12 protein-coding genes are annotated in these 16,736 nt (G+C 73.0%); 3 read left to right on the top strand and 9 right to left on the bottom strand.

Annotated elements, in window-relative coordinates; translation table 11 throughout:
- Positions 1–19: 19 nt before the first annotated feature.
- Entirely contained in the window at positions 20–5,167 is a 5,148-nt protein-coding gene (locus ATL40_RS04445; RefSeq protein WP_098468486.1) for a DEAD/DEAH box helicase, read from the top strand.
- Positions 5,167–5,949: an Fpg/Nei family DNA glycosylase gene (locus ATL40_RS04440; protein ID WP_098468485.1), complete on the top strand. Its 783-nt coding sequence runs from the start codon at positions 5,167–5,169 to the stop codon at positions 5,947–5,949. Before ATL40_RS04445 ends, ATL40_RS04440 begins: the two co-directional genes overlap by 1 nt.
- A 65-nt stretch (positions 5,950–6,014) precedes the next feature.
- Here the strand turns inward: ATL40_RS04440 and ATL40_RS04435 are convergent, their stop codons facing one another.
- From ATL40_RS04435 to dapA, 6 genes are all read right to left on the bottom strand, one after another.
- Entirely contained in the window at positions 6,015–6,329 is a 315-nt protein-coding gene (locus tag ATL40_RS04435) for a helix-turn-helix domain-containing protein (RefSeq protein WP_098468484.1), read from the bottom strand.
- Positions 6,330–6,507: 178 nt separating this feature from the next.
- Positions 6,508–7,002 (bottom strand): CinA family protein, encoded by a 495-nt coding sequence (locus ATL40_RS04430; RefSeq protein WP_245866723.1) that lies wholly within the window; start codon positions 7,000–7,002, stop codon positions 6,508–6,510.
- Between the two features lie 51 nt (positions 7,003–7,053).
- The gene (pgsA, locus tag ATL40_RS04425) at positions 7,054–7,635 is read right to left on the bottom strand and encodes a CDP-diacylglycerol--glycerol-3-phosphate 3-phosphatidyltransferase (protein ID WP_281254878.1); all 582 of its coding nucleotides are present in this window, start codon (positions 7,633–7,635) and stop codon (positions 7,054–7,056) included.
- 70 nt (positions 7,636–7,705) lie between these two features.
- A complete protein-coding gene (locus ATL40_RS04420; protein WP_098468481.1) occupies positions 7,706–10,789 on the bottom strand; it encodes a DNA translocase FtsK in 3,084 nt (1,027 codons plus the stop codon).
- Between the two features lie 111 nt (positions 10,790–10,900).
- Positions 10,901–12,586 (bottom strand): ribonuclease J, encoded by a 1,686-nt coding sequence (locus ATL40_RS04415; RefSeq protein WP_098468480.1) that lies wholly within the window; start codon positions 12,584–12,586, stop codon positions 10,901–10,903.
- A 40-nt stretch (positions 12,587–12,626) separates the two neighbouring features.
- The gene (dapA, locus tag ATL40_RS04410) at positions 12,627–13,538 is read right to left on the bottom strand and encodes a 4-hydroxy-tetrahydrodipicolinate synthase (protein ID WP_098468479.1); all 912 of its coding nucleotides are present in this window, start codon (positions 13,536–13,538) and stop codon (positions 12,627–12,629) included.
- A 71-nt stretch (positions 13,539–13,609) separates the two neighbouring features.
- Here dapA and ATL40_RS04405 point away from each other — a divergent pair, with 71 nt between their 5' ends.
- Positions 13,610–14,176, top strand: a complete 567-nt coding sequence (locus ATL40_RS04405) for a GNAT family N-acetyltransferase (RefSeq protein WP_098468478.1) — start codon at positions 13,610–13,612, stop codon at positions 14,174–14,176.
- A gap of 1 nt (position 14,177) precedes the next feature.
- On the opposite strand, the gene ATL40_RS04400 is transcribed toward ATL40_RS04405, so the two are convergent.
- Genes ATL40_RS04400 through ATL40_RS04390 form a run of 3 tightly spaced genes read right to left on the bottom strand, consistent with a single transcriptional unit; the run spans position 14,178 to position 16,735 of the window.
- Positions 14,178–14,621 (bottom strand): tetratricopeptide repeat protein, encoded by a 444-nt coding sequence (locus tag ATL40_RS04400; RefSeq protein WP_098468477.1) that lies wholly within the window; start codon positions 14,619–14,621, stop codon positions 14,178–14,180.
- Positions 14,622–14,623: 2 nt separating this feature from the next.
- Entirely contained in the window at positions 14,624–15,367 is a 744-nt protein-coding gene (gene dapB, locus ATL40_RS04395) for a 4-hydroxy-tetrahydrodipicolinate reductase (RefSeq protein WP_098468476.1), read from the bottom strand.
- 9 nt (positions 15,368–15,376) lie between these two features.
- Positions 15,377–16,735 carry a M16 family metallopeptidase gene (locus tag ATL40_RS04390; protein ID WP_098468475.1) on the bottom strand — a complete coding sequence of 453 codons (1,359 nt, stop codon included), beginning with the start codon at positions 16,733–16,735 and terminating at the stop codon, positions 15,377–15,379.
- Position 16,736 lies beyond the last annotated feature (1 nt).

Raw genomic sequence — 16,736 nt, 5'->3', positions numbered from 1 at the left:
GCCACGCCACAATGGGCGCATGACCTCACCGACGCCGCAGAGACCCGACCCGAGGGGGTCGGCGAGCGCCGCGGACGTGCTCGGTCTCTTCAGCGAGTCGACCGCCACGTGGTTCGCGGAGAGCTTCGCCGCACCGACAGCGGCGCAGGCCGGTGCCTGGCGGGCCGTGGCCGGGGGCGGCCATGCCCTGGTCGTGGCGCCGACCGGGTCGGGCAAGACGCTCGCCGCGTTCCTCTGGGCCCTGGACCGACTGCGCACCGACCCCACGACGGAGGACCGGCCGCGCTGCCGCGTGCTGTACATCTCGCCGCTCAAGGCCCTGGCCGCGGACGTGGAACGCAACCTGCGCTCACCCCTGATCGGCATCTCCCGCACGGCCGCGCGCCTCGGACTGCCCTCCCCGGAGATCCGGGTGGGCATGCGCACCGGCGACACCCCCGCCTCGCAGCGTCGGGCCCTGGTGGCCCATCCCCCGGACATCCTCATCACCACGCCGGAGTCGCTGTTCCTCATGCTGACCTCGGCGGCGCGCGAGAGCCTCGCCGGGGTGGAGACGGTGATCCTGGACGAGGTGCACGTGATGGCCGGCAGCAAGCGTGGCGCACACCTCGCCCTCAGCCTGGAACGTCTGGACGCGCTCCTGCCCGCCCCGGCCCAGCGCGTCGGGCTCTCCGCGACCGTGCGCCCCCTGGAGACGGTCGGGCGGTTCCTGACGGGCACCCGACCGCTGCCGGAGGGCGGCAGGCACCTGGAGATCGTCGCACCGCGGATCGCCAAGGAGATCCGCATCGACCTGGAGACCTCCGTCCCGGACCTGACCCGGCTCGCCGACGACGCCCCGGCTCCGGCGGCGCAGGAGGCGGTCGATGCCCCACCCGGACCGTGGCTGGCCGGATCGGCCGCGGGCCGGTTGCCCAGCGAGCCGGAGACGGGCGGCGCCATCCCGTCGCCATCCTCCGGCCTTGACGGCGGGTCACGCTCGGAGTCGACGCCCTCGATCTGGCCACACGTCACCCGCCAGGTGGTCGACATCATCGCCGCGCACCGCACCACGCTGGTCTTCACCGACTCCCGTCGGGGAGCCGAGCGGCTGACCGCCCGGTTGAACGAGGAGTGGGAGCGCCGCACCGCAGCGCCTTCCTCGGGTGGGGACCCGCCTGCCCAGGCACACACGCCCGGGCAGTCACCGGCACTCGAGCAGGCAACGCCGCTGAACGACGGCGCAACCTGGGCCGCGCAGGCACCCGGGCAGTCCGGTACCTCCCTGGGCGTTCCCGGTCGGATCGCCCGCGCCCACCACGGCTCGGTGTCGCTGGAGGAGCGGCGCGCCATCGAGGAGGAGCTCAAGAGCGGCCTGCTGCCGGCGGTGGTGGCGACCTCCTCGCTCGAGCTCGGGATCGATATGGGGTCGATCGACGTGGTGGTGCAGGTCGGCGCCCCGCACGCGGTCTCGAGCCTGGTGCAACGCCTCGGCCGCGCCGGGCACCAGGTCGGCGCCGTCTCGCGAGCCGTGGTCATCCCCGTGCACCGTGGCGAGCTCCTGCCCGCCGCGGTACTGGCCGAACGGGCTCGCTCCGGTCAGATCGAGGAGGTGCACCCGCCCGAGCAGCCGCTGGACGTGCTGGCGCAGCAGATCGTGGCCATGTGCGCCGACCGCGAGTGGACCCTCGGCGAGCTCGCTGCCCTCATCCGGCGCGCGAGCCCGTACCAGGGCCTGGGGACAGCCACCCTCGAGGCGGTCCTGGACATGCTGGCCGGCCGGTACCCGAGCGAGGACTTCGCCTCCCTGCGCCCCCGCCTCGTGTGGGACCGGGTGACCGACACCCTCACCGCCCGCCCGGGCGCCCAGCGTCTGGCCGTCACGTCCGGTGGGACCATCCCCGACCGCGGCCTGTACGGGGTGTTCCTGGCCGCGGGATCGCAGGAGGCAGCGGCGCGAGGCGGCCGTCGCGTCGGTGAGCTCGACGAGGAGATGGTGTTCGAGTCCCGCGTCGGGGACACCTTCACCCTCGGCACGAGCACGTGGCGGATCGAGCAGATCACACCCGACCGGGTGCTGGTCTCCCCCGCCCCCGGGCTTCCGGGCAGGCTGCCGTTCTGGAAGGGTGATGCCCCCGGCCGGGACGCCGAGCTCGGGGAGCACCTCGGGCGGCGGATCCGGGAGACCCTCCAGGACCCACGGGGGATCACCGCCGCCGTCGCCGAGTGGGAGGCGAGCGCGTGGACGCGGGACAACACGGCCGCCTACCTGCGTGAGCAGCTCACGGCGACCGACCTGCTGCCCACCGACGAGACCATCGTCATCGAGCGCTTCAAGGACGATCTCGGGGACTGGCGGGTGGTCATCCACTCCCCCTACGGCGCCAAGGTCCACGCGCCGTGGGCCCTGGTCATCGCCGAGAGGTTGCGCGAGCGCCTGGGCACGCAGATCGGGGTGATGCCCGCCGACGACGGGATCGTGCTGCGGCTGCCGGACACCGGCGACGTGCTGGAGACCTGGGAGCCGATCCCGGCACCCGAACCCTCCGCCCGCGGTCGGGACGGCGTGGTCTCCGCCCACATCGACCTGGCCGACCTCCTGCTCGACCCGGGCGAGGTGCGCGACGCCGTGGTGGCCGGGATCGGTTCCTCCGCGCACTTCGCGGGACGGTTCCGCGAGGCCGCCGCGCGTGCGCTGCTGCTCCCCCGCCGCCGGGCCCAGGGCCGCTCGCCGCTGTGGCAGCAACGACAGCGCGCGAGCCAGCTGCTCGCCGTCGCCGCGCAGTACCCCGACTTCCCGATCGTGCTCGAGGCCGTCCGGGAGAGCATCCAGGACGACTTCGACACCGATGCGCTCGCCGATCTGATGGCGCGCATCTCCCGGCGCGAGATCCGCGTGGTCGAGGTCACCACGCCCGCGCCCTCGCCGTTCGCTCGGTCCTTGCTGATGCGCTACGTGGGCGCCTACCTGTACGACGGCGACGCCCCCCTGGCCGATCGCCGTGCCGCCGCGCTCACATTGGACCCCGAACTCCTGGCGGAATTGCTGGGCGCGCAGGCGAGCGATCTCGCCGATCTCCTCGACCCCGAGGCGGTCGACCAGGTGGAGCGCCAGGTCGCTCTCCTGACCGCCGGCATCCGCGACGTCGAGGGCGTCGCCGACGCGGTGCGCAGGCTCGGGCCGATCACGACCCGCGAGGTCGCCCGCCGCCTCGCGGCCACCGACGACCCAGAGACCGGCACCGACACCGACACCGACGCCGAGAACGAGGGATCAGGGGATGAGCCCGGTCCGGCCCGCGCCGCCGCCCCCGCTGCCGCTGCCGAGCCTGCTGACCAACCTGCTGCGGAGGTCGTGGCACGAGCACAGGCCTGGCTGAGCGAACTCGAGGCGCAGCGACGGATCATGGCGGTGCGGGTGGCCGGCGTGGAGCAGTGGGCGGTGGTCGAGGATGCCGCGAGGCTGCGGGATGCGCTCGGCATCGCCCTCCCGATGGGCCTGCCGGGCGCGGTGCTCGAGGCCGTCACCGATCCCCTGGGGGACCTGGTGCGGCGTCACGCGCGCAGTCACGGGCCGTTCCTGCTGACCGACCTCGCCGAGCGGTTCGCGCTCGCGCCCGGGGCGCTGACCTCCGCGGTACGAGCCCTCCTGGAGGACGGCACCCTGCAGGCCGGCCGGATCCGACCCGGGACCCCGGCGCCGGACCACCCCGTGCCGTGGTACTCGGGACGGCCCGGCTCCCAGCAGTTGTGCGACGTCGAGGTGGTGCGACGCATGCGCCGCCGATCCCTCACGGCCGCGCGCGCCGAGGTGGAGGCCGTCCCCGCCGAGGCCCTCGGGACCTTCGCGCCGCGATGGCACCGGTTCGGCGCTCTGCGGGGGGTCGACGGCGTACTCGAGGCCGTCGATCAACTCGCCGGGGTCGCGTTCGACCTCGCCGACCTGGAGTCCTCGGTGCTACCGGCCCGCGTGGTGGACTACCGCGGCGACCTCCTGGACGACCTGACGACCTCCGGTGAGGTCGTGTGGGTCGCCGACCCGCAGGCCACCTCGGCCTCACCCGCGCCGGCCGTCACCCTGCTCCCCTCCGATGCGGTCGCCGCCCTCGCGCCCGAGCCGCGCGAGGTGACCGACCCGCTCGCCGTGGCGGTGCTGGATGCGCTGAACGGTGGCGGACGATTCTTCCGCGACATCGTTCAGGCGGTTCGCCAGGAGGCGCCTGATACCAGTGCCCCCGACGTGGAGCGTGCCCTATGGGAACTCGTGGAGGCGGGGCAGGTCAGCAACGACTCGCTCGCCCCGCTGCGCGCCCGCGCCTCCGCCACGCGCGCGCCCACCCGTAGCGCCCCGGCGCGCCGGCGGCTCTCCCGCCGGGCGTTGCTCGCCCCGAGCGCGCTGGATGGCGGGCGCACACCGGGACATGGCAGGCCGGAGCGGATCGCGACGCCGCCGACCGCCGCCGGGAGGTGGAGCGCGGTGGAACGCGATCAGATCGACCCCGCCACCGCGCTCGCGGCCCGTGTCGCCACGATGGTGCAGCGCCACGGTGTGCTGCTGCGCGGTGCGGCCGGGGCCGAAGGCGTGCCGGGTGGCTACAGCGCCCTCTACCCCTCACTCGTGCGCCTGGAGGAAGCCGGTGGTCTGCGCCGCGGCTACCTCGTGGAGGGCCAGGGCGCCTCCCAGTTCGCCCTGCCGGAGTGCATCGATCGGCTGCGCGCCGACGCCCAGCGCTCCACGGGTGCGGTGGTGATCGCCGCCCAGGACCCCGCCAACCCCTACGGCTCCCTGCTGCCGTGGCCCGAACACGGGTCGGGGCGCGCTCGCCGGGTGGCGGGTGCGGACGTGGTGCTGGTGGACGGCCGACTCGTGCTCTTCCTGGAACGCGGCGGCGGGAGTCTCCTCACCTTCACCCACGAGGAGGAGGTGATCACCGCCGCGGCCACGCAGCTCGGGCGGTCGCTGGCCTCGCGCGCCGTCCGCGTCACCATCCGGCGGATGGACGGCGACTCCGCCGCGGCGAGCACCGGCACCGCGCGTCGCGCGCTCGTCTCCGCCGGGTTCGTGCCGGGCCCGTCCGGGCTGCGGGCACCTCGCTCCCAGGACACCGGCTCGCAGGACACCGGCGGACAGGGCGGCGGCGGACAGGGCGGCGGCGGGCAGGCCCGTGCCACAGACGGCGGTGCCTGATGCCCGAGGGTGATGTGGTGCTCCGGGTCGCCCGGCGCCTGACCCTCGCCCTTAGCGGGGAGGAGATCACCAGATCCGACCTGCGCTGGCCGAGCATCGCCGGGGTGGATCTCGTCGGTCTGCACAGTCTCGGAACCGTGACCTACGGCAAGCACCTCCTGACCCGCCTCTCGGACGGACGCACCCTGCACTCCCACCTGCGCATGGAGGGGATGTGGCGCATCGAGCGCACCGGGAGCCCCGCCGCGCGAGGAGACCGAGGCGATGTGCGGGCGTTGCTCGCCACCCGCCACTGGACCTGCCTCGGGATGCGGCTGGGCATGATGGACCTGCTGGCGACCCGCGATGAACCACGGCTGCTCGCCGACCTCGGCCCGGACGTTCTCGCCCCGAGGTTTCCCGAGCACGCTGACCGGGTTCGGCAGCGCGCTCGGTCCGACCCCGACCGCGCGATCGGCGCAGTGCTGCTCGACCAGCGCGTGCTCGCGGGACTCGGGACCATCTACATGGCGGAGACGCTCTTCCGGCACCGGATCTCCCCGTGGCGCCCGGTCCAGGAGGTGCCCGACGTCGTGGACCTGGCGACCACCGCCCGTCACCTCATGCAGAGCGCGGCGGATGCCACCGCGGCGCCCGGCGAACCAGGTGCGCGCCCGGTCGCCGTGCACGGGCGCCTCGGGCTCCCGTGCCGACGATGCGGCGAGAGGATCCGGGTGGGCGAGGTCGGGGCAGCCCCGATGCAACGTCCGGCCTTCTACTGCCCGAGGTGCCAACCCTCCTGACCATGCAGAACGCGCGGGCCGTGCACCACACGAGGTGGCGACGGCCCGCGCGCTGCGAGCGGGTGTCAGTGGCTGCCGGCAACCAGGGTGCGGCGGCGGACGGCGGCCTCGAGTTCCACGGGCACGGTGTCCGGGATCCGGGCGCCCTCGGCGACCGCGATCCGATCGCTGATCTCACGCAGCACCGACCACAGTGGCACATCCAGGGCCTCGCACACGGAACTCAGCAGTTCCGAACTGGCTTCCTTCTGCCCGCGCTCGATCTCGGAGAGGTACCCGAGGGAGACCCGGGCCTGTGCGGAGACCTCGCGCAACGTCTTTCCCTGAGACAGGCGCACGCCCCGAAGGACATCGCCGAGCTCACGTCGTAGTAGCACCATCGGCTGTCCCTCCCGCTTCCCGTCATCTCCGGTCCCGCCGGCCGATGCCACGGAGGCTGTGCTCCGAGACTTCGTCGCGACACCATCACCGTACCTTCCCGGTGTGACAACCATGGGTCGCCGGTGTGACATGGGGCGTACGCCCCCCACCGCCGCACCACGAGTGGGCCGGGTCGGATCACCGCTGTTCTTTGTCATCGCATGGTGTAACGCCCATCGGGCGGTGGTTGTTCCCGAGGGCCCCCAGTGCCAGGGCGAGCGCAAGATCCCGCGCCGCGCGCCGCGTGCATTCCCGGGTTCCAGCCACCCGCCACGACCGCACCCACTGCCCCGCCGGTGTCACCGCGGCCACCGTGACGGTTCCCGCGGGCACGCCCTGCTCCGGACCGGGCCCGGCCACCCCGGTGGTGGCGATGCCGACGTCGCTCGCGGTCAATGCCACGACACCGTGCGCCATCGCGAGGGCCACCTCGCGGGAGGTGACCCCGCGCCGAGCGATCACCTCGGCGGGAACCCCGAGCACGTTCGTCTTCACCTCGGCGTGATAGGCGGCAACGCCGCCCCGCACCACCGCGGACGCCCCGGGCACCCGCACCAGCGCGTCCACCACGAGCCCCGCGGTCAGCGACTCCGCCGTGGCGATCGTCCACGCCCGCTGGTGCGCGTGCGCCACCAGAGCACGGGCCACCGGGGATGCCGCATGTCCTCCCATGAGCGACGTGGGTCAGCGGCTGCGGGCGATACGGATGCCCCGCACCACGTAGTCGATGCCCGTGGCGAGGGTGACGACCAGGGCGGCGTACAGCACCACGAGACCCACCGTCGTCATCCACGCCAGGGACTCGCTGAGCGAGGACCACGGCACCAGCAGGATCACGATCGCGAGCATCTGCAGCACCGTCTTCACCTTGCCGCCCATGGAGGCGGGGATGATGCTGCGGCGCGCGAGCACACTGCGCAATGCGGTGATCCCGAGCTCACGGATCGCGATCAGCACCGTGACCCACCACGGGATCACCCCCGCCACCGACAGCATGAGGAAGGCGCTCAGCGTGAGCGCCTTGTCCGCGATCGGATCCGCGATCGTGCCGAACGCCGTCACCAGGCCGCGCGAACGGGCGATGTGGCCGTCCAACTGATCGGTGATCGAGGCGACGACGAAGACCACCAGGGCCCACCAGCGGGACGCGGTCGAGTCCCCCAGCAGCAGCACGACGAAGACCGGGACCAGCGCGATCCGGCCCATCGTCAGCGCATTGGGCAGGTTCCACACCTGTGTGCTGAGCCTCGCGCCGTCGTCGTTCACCTGAGCCACCCTAGGCCACCGGGGGCCGAGCGGCTCGGCCGACCACCCGACACCTGGCCTCCGGTGGTCCTCATCGGCCCGTCAAACTCCAGGCGTCCTCGTCCTGGTCGTCCTCGTCGTCGTCCCACGGCTCGGCCTGCGGCCGGGAGGCGAGGTCCTCGGCCACCAGGTCCCGCGGGCCCTCGGCGGCGCCATTGTTCGCTCCCGAGGACGCCGGCCGGCTCGGCGCGTCCTCACCGCGCAGCATCGCCAGCGTGGCGGGCAGGTCGTCCGGCTGCACGAGCACATCACGGGCCTTGGAGCCCTCCGAGGGGCCCACGATCTCGCGGGACTCCAGCAGGTCCATCAGCCGGCCCGCCTTCGCGAACCCGACCCGCAGCTTGCGCTGCAGCATCGAGGTGGACCCGAACTGCGTGGTCACCACGAGCTCGGCGGCCTGCAGCAGCACGTCGAGGTCGTCACCGATGTCCTCGTCGATCTGCTTCTTCGTGGCCTCCACGGCCACGTCCTCGCGGTAGGTCGGTTCGAGCTGGCCCTTGACGTGGGCCACGACCTGCTCCACCTCGGACTCGGTGACCCAGGCGCCCTGCACGCGCATCGGCTTCGCGGCACCCATCGGCAGGAAGAGTGCGTCGCCCTGCCCGATGAGCTTCTCGGCGCCCGGCTGGTCCAGCACCACACGGGAGTCCGCGAGCGAGGAGGTCGCGAACGCCAGTCGGCTGGGCACGTTGGCCTTGATCAGGCCGGTCACGACGTCGACGCTCGGGCGCTGGGTGGCGAGCACCAGGTGGATACCGGCGGCACGGGCGAGCTGCGTGATGCGTTGGATCGAGGCCTCCACGTCCCGCGGGGCCACCATCATCAGGTCGGCGAGCTCGTCGACCACCACCAGGAGGTAGGGGTAAGGCACCAGCACCCGCTCGCTGCCCGGGGGCGGCTGCACCTTGCCGGAGCGGATGGCGCGGTTGAAGTCGTCGACATGCTTGTAGCCGTAGTTCGCCAGGTCGTCGTACCGGGCGTCCATCTCCCGCACCACCCAGTCCAGGGCCTCGGCGGCCTTCTTCGGGTTGGTGATGATCGGGGTGATCAGGTGCGGGATGCCCTCGTACATCGTCAGCTCGACCCGCTTGGGGTCCACGAGGATCATCCGGACCTGCTCCGGCGTGGAGCGCATCATGATCGAGACGATCATGGAGTTCACGAAGCTGGACTTCCCGGCCCCGGTGGCGCCGGCGACCAGGAGGTGGGGCATCTTGGCGAGGTTGGCGACCACGTAGCCACCCTCCACGTCCTTCCCGACGCCCATGATCATCGGGTGCTCGTCACGGCGCGCGACGGCGGAGCGCAGCACGTCCCCGAGCACCACCACCTCGCGGTCGGAGTTCGGGATCTCGATCCCGATCGCGGACTTGCCGGGGATCGGCGAGAGGATGCGGACATCCGCGCTCGCGACCGCATAGGAGATGTTCTTGCTGAGCGCGGTGACCCGCTCCACCTTGGTGCCGGCGCCCAGTTCCACCTCGTAGCGGGTCACCGTGGGCCCCCGGGTGAAGCCCGTGACCGTGGCCGAGACGCCGAACTGCTCCAGCACGTCGGTCAACGCCTCGACCACGCGGTCGTTGGCAGCGCTGCGGGTCTTGTGCGGAGCGCCCTCCACGAGCATCTCCGCGTTCGGCAACACGTAGCTCAAGGCCGGGTCCAACTCGTCCTGCTGACCTGCCCCGAGCATCGCGCCGTGCGCGGGTGCCGCGAGCGCGATCGGTTCGGTGTCCGCGTCGTGCTCACCGGGCACGGCGACGTCCTCGCTGAAGGCCACGGCCTGTGCGACGGGGTCGACGATCGGCGGGTTCGCCGGGTCCGCGGCCGCGGAGTGGGAGCGACCCGGGGTCGGCATCGCGGTCCCGCCCGCTGTGCTGGGACGCTGCGGGCCATGGTCCGCGTCGTACTCCACGGACGCGGAGCCCTCGTACGCCCCCTCCACCGAGTCCAGGGTCGGCATCCCGCGCGGGCGAGTCGTCTCCTCGGAGGGCTCATCCTGCGAGGGCGGGTCCTCACGCTTGCCGCGCCGCTTCTTCCGGCCGCGCCGTGCCCCCTCCAGGGCCTCCCGCGCCGCCAGGTCGTAGGGGTCCTCGGGGTTCGACCGGGACCGGTCCGACCGCGGCTCGTCGTCCACGTCGAACACGTCCGTCGCCGCATCGTCCTTGCCGGAGCGGGCACCGGAGCGGGCACCGGAGCGCCGGCCCGGTGGCGGCGTGGCCAGGCCCTGGCTGCGGTGGTCCTCGTCCTCCTCCTGTGACCAGTCCTCCGCGTCGCGCTCCTCGTCCACGCTCGCCCGACCGGTCAGTTCCCGCAGTCGGTCCGGGATCGCGCGTACCGGGGTCGCGGTGATCACCAGGATCCCGAAGAACGCCACCAGTACGAGCACGGGCACTGCCACCCACACCGAGAGCGCGCTGGAGAGCGGGTTGGCCGCGACCCATCCCAGGAGCCCGCCCGCACCGCGCAGGCCGGCCCACCCGTCGGTGATCTCAGGCAGGTCGAATGCGACCGCGAGCAGTCCGCTGGCGGCGAAGGCAAGGAAGCCCCACCCGATCGAGACGCGACCGTTGTCGGCGCCGCGGTCGGGGTGGCGCATCAGCCGCACGGCCAGGACCACCAGCAGGACGGGCACCACCACCGCGAGGTAACCCACGGCACCGGCCGCGATCATGTGGATCACGTCCGCGCCCGACCCGCTCAGAGCGAACCACTCGGTTGCCGCGACCGCGATCGCGAGGCCCACCAGGAGCAGGGCAAGCCCGTCGCGTCGCACCGCCGGGTCGATCCCGCGGGCGCCGGAGCCGATGGAGCGTGCCAGACCGCCGATGCCGTGCGCCACGCCCATCCACACCCCGCGCACGGCGCGGATGGGCCACGGCGGGCGGGTCGGCTGGGTCGTGGTGCGCGAGGAGGAACGGCCGGACGAGGACTTCCCCGCACCGGCCTTGTTCGCACCCGTGCGCGTCGAGGTGGAGGACCCGGTCTTCTTCGCGGTCGTCTTGGTGGTCGCCGCGGCCCGCGTCGTGGTCGCCGTGCGTGAGGTCGAGCCGGACGAGCGCTGTGATGCACGAGCCGCCGACGCGGTCCGCCCGGGGGACGGTCGCTTGTCGGCCATGGTTCCTCCTGGTGAGTGCGTGGCGCCCGCGGCTGTGCGCCGCGGGCACACGGGTCAACGCCACTCAATCACAGCGAACCACGCACCCCCGGGAGTGACACACGCGTGGCCTCAGGTGACGACCACCACAGGGATGATCATCGGGCGACGCTTCAGCCGTGTCCCGGCCCACCGGCCCACGACCCGACGCAGCACCTGCTGCAACTGGTGGGAGTCGACCGAGCCCTCGCCGAGCGCCTGCGCGAGGGCATCACGTGCCTGCGGCACCACGTTGCTGAGCACCTCGTCGCTCTCGGCCAACCCGCGGGCGTGGATCTGGGGCCCGGCCACGATGGTGCCCGAGGAGGAGTCCACCACCGCGAACACGGAGATGAAGCCCTCCTCGGACAGGATGCGCCGGTCCTTCAGGTCCGACTCGTCGATCTCACCGATCGAGGACCCGTCCACGTACACGTACCCGCACGGCACGGCGCCCACGATCTTGGCGCGCCCGTCCACGAGGTCCACCACCACGCCGTCCTCGGCGAGCACCACACGGTTGGCCTCGACCCCGGTCTTGACCGCCAGCGCGCCGTTGGCCACGAGATGGCGGATCTCACCGTGCACCGGCATCACGTTGCGCGGCCGCAGGATGTTGTAGCAGTACAGGAGCTCGCCGGCGCTGGCATGCCCGGACACGTGCACCCGGGCGTTGCCCTGGTGCACCACCTGGGCGCCCAGGCGCATCAGGCCGTTGATCACGCGGTAGACCGCGTTCTCGTTGCCGGGGATCAGCGAGGAGGCCAACACGACGGTGTCGCCGGGGCCCACCTCGACCCGGTGGTCCTTGTTCGCGATCCGGGACAGGGCGGCCATCGGCTCACCCTGGGAGCCGGTGCACATCAGCACGACCTCGTGCGGCGGGTAGTTGTCGATGCGCTTGACGTCCACCAGCACGCCCTCGGGCACCGTCAGGTAGCCCAACTCGGCGGCGATCGTCATGTTGCGCACCATCGAGCGGCCCACCAGCGCGACCTTGCGGTCATTCGCCCAGGCGGCGTCGATGACCTGCTGCACGCGGTGCACATGGGAGGAGAAACTGGCCACGACCAGGCGACCGGTCGCCGCGGCGAACACGTTCTCCAGCACGGGGCCGATCTCGGCCTCGGCGGTGGTGAACCCGGGGACCTCGGCGTTGGTGGAGTCGACCATGAACAGGTCGACGCCCTTCTCCCCCAGCCGGGCGAAGGCCCGCAGGTCGGTGATCCGGCCGTCCAGCGGGAGCTGGTCCATCTTGAAGTCACCGGTGTGCAGCACCGTGCCGGCGCCGGTGGTCACGGCCACCGCGAGCGCGTCCGGGATGGAGTGGTTGACGGCCACGAACTCCAGGTCGAAGTTGCCGACCTTGAGGGTGTCGTCCTCCGCGACCTGGCGGAGCACCGGCGTGATGCGGTGCTCCCTCAGCTTCGCCGAGAGGAAGGCCAGCGTGAGCCGGGAGCCGATCACGGGGATGTCCCCGCGGAGCTTCAGCAGATAGGGGACGGCCCCGATGTGGTCCTCGTGACCGTGGGTGAGGACGAGTGCGTCGATGTCGTCGAGCCGGTCCTCGATCGCGGAGAAGTCCGGGAGGATCAGGTCCACCCCGGGCTGGTGGTCCTCCGGGAAGAGCACGCCGCAGTCGATGATCAGGAGGCGGCCGTCGTACTCCAGCACGGCCATGTTGCGACCGACCTCCCCGAGGCCGCCGAGCGGGATGATCCGCAGGCCGCCCGCGGGCAGCGGCGGCGGGAGCGGGAGATCGGGATGTGGGTGGGACATGATTCCTTCTTCCGGGCCGTACGGCCCCAGCCGGGCGTCGCTAGGACGCGAGGAGCCCCGCGGTGCGCAACTGGTCGGCGAGGAGGGCCATTTCGCCCTCGGTTGCCTCCACCAGCGGTGAGCGCACGCTGCGGTGCGGGATGACGCCCTGGAGTTCCAGGGCTGCCTTGGCGAGCACGGCCCCCTGGCCGGTGCCCATGATGGCTTGCACGATCGGGTCGAGCTCGACCGCGAGGTCCTGCGCGCGGCCGAGGTCGCCCTCGCGGATGCGCTGGACCATCTCGGCGTACGCGCCAGCGACGACGTGACCCACCACGCTGACCACGCCCACCGCTCCGTGGGTCAGCCAGGCGAGGTTGAGGCTGTCGTCGCCCGAGTAGAAGGCGAGCCCGGTGCGTCGCATCCGCGCGAAGCCGGCGGGCACGTCCCCGGTGGCGTCCTTGACGGCCAGCACGTGCGGGTTCTGCGCGAGTCGATCCAGGGTGTCGTCGCTGATCGCGACGCCGGTGCGACCCGGGATGTCGTAGATCATCGCGGGGAGTTCGGCCGCGTTCACGACCGCGTCGATGTGACGGTAGACGCCCTCCTGGGAGGGCCGGTTGTAGTACGGGGAGACCACGAGGATGCCGTGCGCGCCGGAGGCACGCGCCCCGGCCGCGATCCGCTCGGCGTGCTTGGTGTCGTTCGAGCCGGCGCCCGCCACGATGCGGGCGCGGTCACCGACCGCCTCCACGACGGCGCGCACCACCTCGTCCTTCTCCGGTTGGTGGGTGGTGGGGGACTCCCCCGTGGTGCCGGACAGGACCAGGCCGTCGGCGCCGTCGGCCACCAATTTCTCGGCGAGGGTCACGGTGGCGTCGATATCGACCCTGCCGCGGGGGTCCATCGGGGTCACCATCGCCACCAGGACGGAGCCGAAGGCCTCGATCGCCGAGGAGTTGCGCACGCTCATGCCCCCGAACCTACCGCGATCCCCGCCCCCGAGCGCCAGCGGCCACCCCGTGGACCTGACAGACTGCCGGTATGAGTTCCTCCCACGCCACCAGCCCGACCGCCGACGTCAGTGTGCGCCCCGCGGTGGTGACCGACGCCGCGCGCATCGCCGAGGTGCAGCGCACGGCCTGGGCGGGGTCGCTGGGCGAGGAGGTGGCCGCTGCGGTGGATCCCGAGCGGGCGAGCGAGGCCTGGGCGGGCGCGATCGCCGCGGCGGATGCGCGCACGCGGGTGCTGGTCGCCATGGCCGGGCCGCACCTGGTCGGATTCGCCGCGGTGACACCGGCCCGCCGGGCGGACGACCCCACCGTGGTCGCCGAGACCGACGGCGGCTGGACGGCGGAGATCACCGCCCTGGAGGTGGATCCGGCCACTCGACGCGAGGGGCACGGCTCCCGGCTGCTGGCCGCCGTCGTGGACCTCTCGCGTGAGGCCGGCGCGCATCACGTGGCGGCCTGGACGCTGCAGGGCGACGAACCGCGCCTGGCGTTCCTGCGCGGCGCCGGGCTGGAGGAGGCCGGGCTGCGACGCACCCTGCCCCTGCCGACCGGCGAGGCCACCGAGGTCCTCCTGACGGCGCTGCTCGGCGAGGCGTAGCTCAGCGGGTGCGGCGCTCCAACTGCACCGCGGTGCGCAGGCTGGAGCGGGCCCGGCGCCGGTCCCCGGCGTCGTTGTAGGCCCACGCGAGGCGGAACCAGCCGCGCCATGCCTGCGGATCCGCCTCCACATCGGCGCGAACGGACGCGAACGCCTCGGTGGCCGCGGCACGGTCGATCCTGCCCCCGGGGCTGCGCGGGAGGTCGTCGGGGTCGAGGGAGCCCTCCTGCTCCATGATCCCCGCGAGGCGGTCCACCGCGCGCGCCATGGCGATCTCGCGCACGAGGAACCACACCGTCAGCACGGGGATCGCCAGCGCCGCCACGCCGATGCCGACCCCGAGTGCCTCACCAGAGATCAGCAGCCCGTAGGCGCTGCGCGCCACGAGCGCCACGTACAGCAGCAGCAGGGCGACCAGGGCGCCCGCGATCCAGCGCGAGCGCATCCTCACAGGTCCAGGTAGCCGTCCAGCCCGAGCGTGAGGCCCGGGCGGCCGGCGACCGTGCGCACCGCGAGCAGCACACCGGGCATGAAGGAGGAGCGGTCGAAGGAGTCGGTGCGGATCGTGAGCAGTTCGCCCGGATTGGACAGGAACACCTGCTCGTGGGCCACCAGGCCGGTCATCCGCAGGGCGTGGACGTGGACGCCGTCCATGTCCGCGCCGCGCGCGCCACCGGGATCGATCTCGGTGGCGTCCGGCATCGGACCCAGGCCCGCTCGCGCGCGCGCCGCGGCGATCCCGCGCGCGGTGTGCGCGGCGGTGCCCGACGGCGCATCCACCTTGCGGGGATGGTGCAGCTCGACGACCTCGGCCGAGGCGAACAGCGGGGCCGCCATCTCAGCGAACTTCATCGCGAGCACGGCGGAGAGGGCGAAGTTCGGGGCGATCAGCGCGCCCACGTCGGCGCGGCGGGACAGGTGCTCGCGCACCCGGCCCAGGGCGTCCTCGTCCCAACCGGTGGTGCCCACCACGGCGTGCACCCCCGCGTCGATGAGCGCATGTACGTTGGCCTCGGTGGCGCTGGGGACCGTGAAGTCCACGGCGACGTCCGCCACCCCGGCCAGGGCCGCGACGTCGTCGCCCATGTCGAGCGAGGCGACCAGTTCCAGGTCCTCGGCCGCCTCGATGGCGGCCACGGTGGTCTGACCCATGCGTCCTGCCGCGCCCAGCACGGCCACTGCGATACTCACGGGCCCAGCCTACGGGTGCAGGTCGGCCAGCACCTCGCCGGCCACATCGTGACCGTACGGCCCGACCACCACCAACGAGGTGGGCTCCGCGAGCAGGTCCGCGGCGAGGTCGCGCACGCGCTGCACGCTGACCGCCCGCAACTGCTCGAAGGTCTCCTCGAGGCTGAGATAGTGACCCACGCTGGTCTCCGAGCGCACCAACCGCGACATCCGCGACCCCGGGTCCTCCAGGCCCAGCACGATCGAGCCCCGCAGCTGTCCGACGGCGCGGCGCAGCTCCTCGGGCGAGATCCCTCGCTCGGCCACGTCCCGCCACTCCTGCATCACGACCTGGGTCACCTCGGCGACCCGGGCTGGGCTGCAACCGACGTAGGTTCCCACCAGGCCGGACTCGGTGTACCCGGAGGTGAAGGTGTAGACGGTGTAGGCCAGGCCGCGCTGCTCACGCACCTCCTGGAAGAGCCGGGAGGACATGCCGCCCCCGAGCGCGGCGCTGAGGACCGCGAGCACGAACCGGCGCTCGTCACCCGCCGAGAGCGCGCGCCCGCCGAGGATGAGGTGCGCTTGTTCGCTCTCGCGGCGCACGGTGCGCGCGACGGCCGGCGCGGTGGGGATCCGCGCCCCGGTGCGGCGGGGCGCGGGCCGCTCGGGTCGCGCCCCGGGCATCGCCGCCCAGGGTGAGGACTCGATGCCGGCGCGCACCTGGGCCACCAGGGCGTCGTGGTCCACGTTCCCGGCGGCGGCCACCACGAGCTCGTCGCTGCGGTAGGTGCGCCGGTAGTGCTCCACCACGGCCTCGTGCGGCACCTGGCGGATGGTCTCGGGGGTGCCCCCGATGGGGCGGCCCAGCGGGTGGGGGTCGAACACGGCGGCGTGGAAGGCCTCGTGGACCACATCGGCCGGGTCGTCCTCGGCGGCGGCGAGCTCCTCGAGGATGACGCCGCGCTCCATCTCGGTGTCCTCCTCGCGCAGCGAGGCGGAGGTGACCATGTCCAGCAGCACGTCGCCGGCCATCGCGGCGTCGGCGTCCAGGACCCGCGCGTAGTAGGAGGTGGACTCCTTGCCGGTGGCGGCGTTGGCCTCGCCACCGACCTCGTCGAAGGCCTCGGCGATCTCCCGGGCGCTGCGGCGGGGGGTGCCCTTGAAGAGCAGGTGCTCCAGGAAGTGGGTGGAGCCGTGGTGGCCGTCGTGCTCATCGCGCGAGCCGACGGCGAGGGTGGCGCTGAGGGACACCGACCGGGTTCCCGGCTGGGTCTCGCTCAGCACCCGGACCCCGCCCGGCAGCACGCTGCGTCGCAGCAGCGCCCCGCCGGGGAGGTTGACCTCCAACTCGCTCCCGGCCGGGTCGAGCGGGAGGTCATGGGGCATG

It is taken from the genome of Serinibacter salmoneus (genome assembly GCF_002563925.1).
GTDB classification, from domain to species: Bacteria; Actinomycetota; Actinomycetes; order Actinomycetales; family Beutenbergiaceae; genus Serinibacter; species Serinibacter salmoneus.
The sequence above is the reverse complement of the archived record's forward strand: the minus strand, read 5'-3'. Positions and strand labels throughout refer to the sequence as shown.

Excerpts from the sequence above, each read along its gene's own strand:
- ATL40_RS04445 (WP_098468486.1), top strand. The coding sequence starts at position 20 with ATGACCTCACCGACGCCGCAGAGACCCGACCCGAGGGGGTCGGCGAGC.
- ATL40_RS04440 (WP_098468485.1), top strand. The coding sequence starts at position 5,167 with ATGCCCGAGGGTGATGTGGTGCTCCGGGTCGCCCGGCGCCTGACCCTC.
- ATL40_RS04435 (WP_098468484.1), bottom strand. The coding sequence starts at position 6,329 with ATGGTGCTACTACGACGTGAGCTCGGCGATGTCCTTCGGGGCGTGCGC.
- ATL40_RS04420 (WP_098468481.1), bottom strand. The coding sequence starts at position 10,789 with ATGGCCGACAAGCGACCGTCCCCCGGGCGGACCGCGTCGGCGGCTCGT.
- ATL40_RS04415 (WP_098468480.1), bottom strand. The coding sequence starts at position 12,586 with ATGTCCCACCCACATCCCGATCTCCCGCTCCCGCCGCCGCTGCCCGCG.
- dapA (WP_098468479.1), bottom strand. The coding sequence starts at position 13,538 with ATGAGCGTGCGCAACTCCTCGGCGATCGAGGCCTTCGGCTCCGTCCTG.
- ATL40_RS04405 (WP_098468478.1), top strand. The coding sequence starts at position 13,610 with ATGAGTTCCTCCCACGCCACCAGCCCGACCGCCGACGTCAGTGTGCGC.
- ATL40_RS04400 (WP_098468477.1), bottom strand. The coding sequence starts at position 14,621 with ATGCGCTCGCGCTGGATCGCGGGCGCCCTGGTCGCCCTGCTGCTGCTG.
- ATL40_RS04390 (WP_098468475.1), bottom strand. The coding sequence starts at position 16,735 with ATGCCCCATGACCTCCCGCTCGACCCGGCCGGGAGCGAGTTGGAGGTC.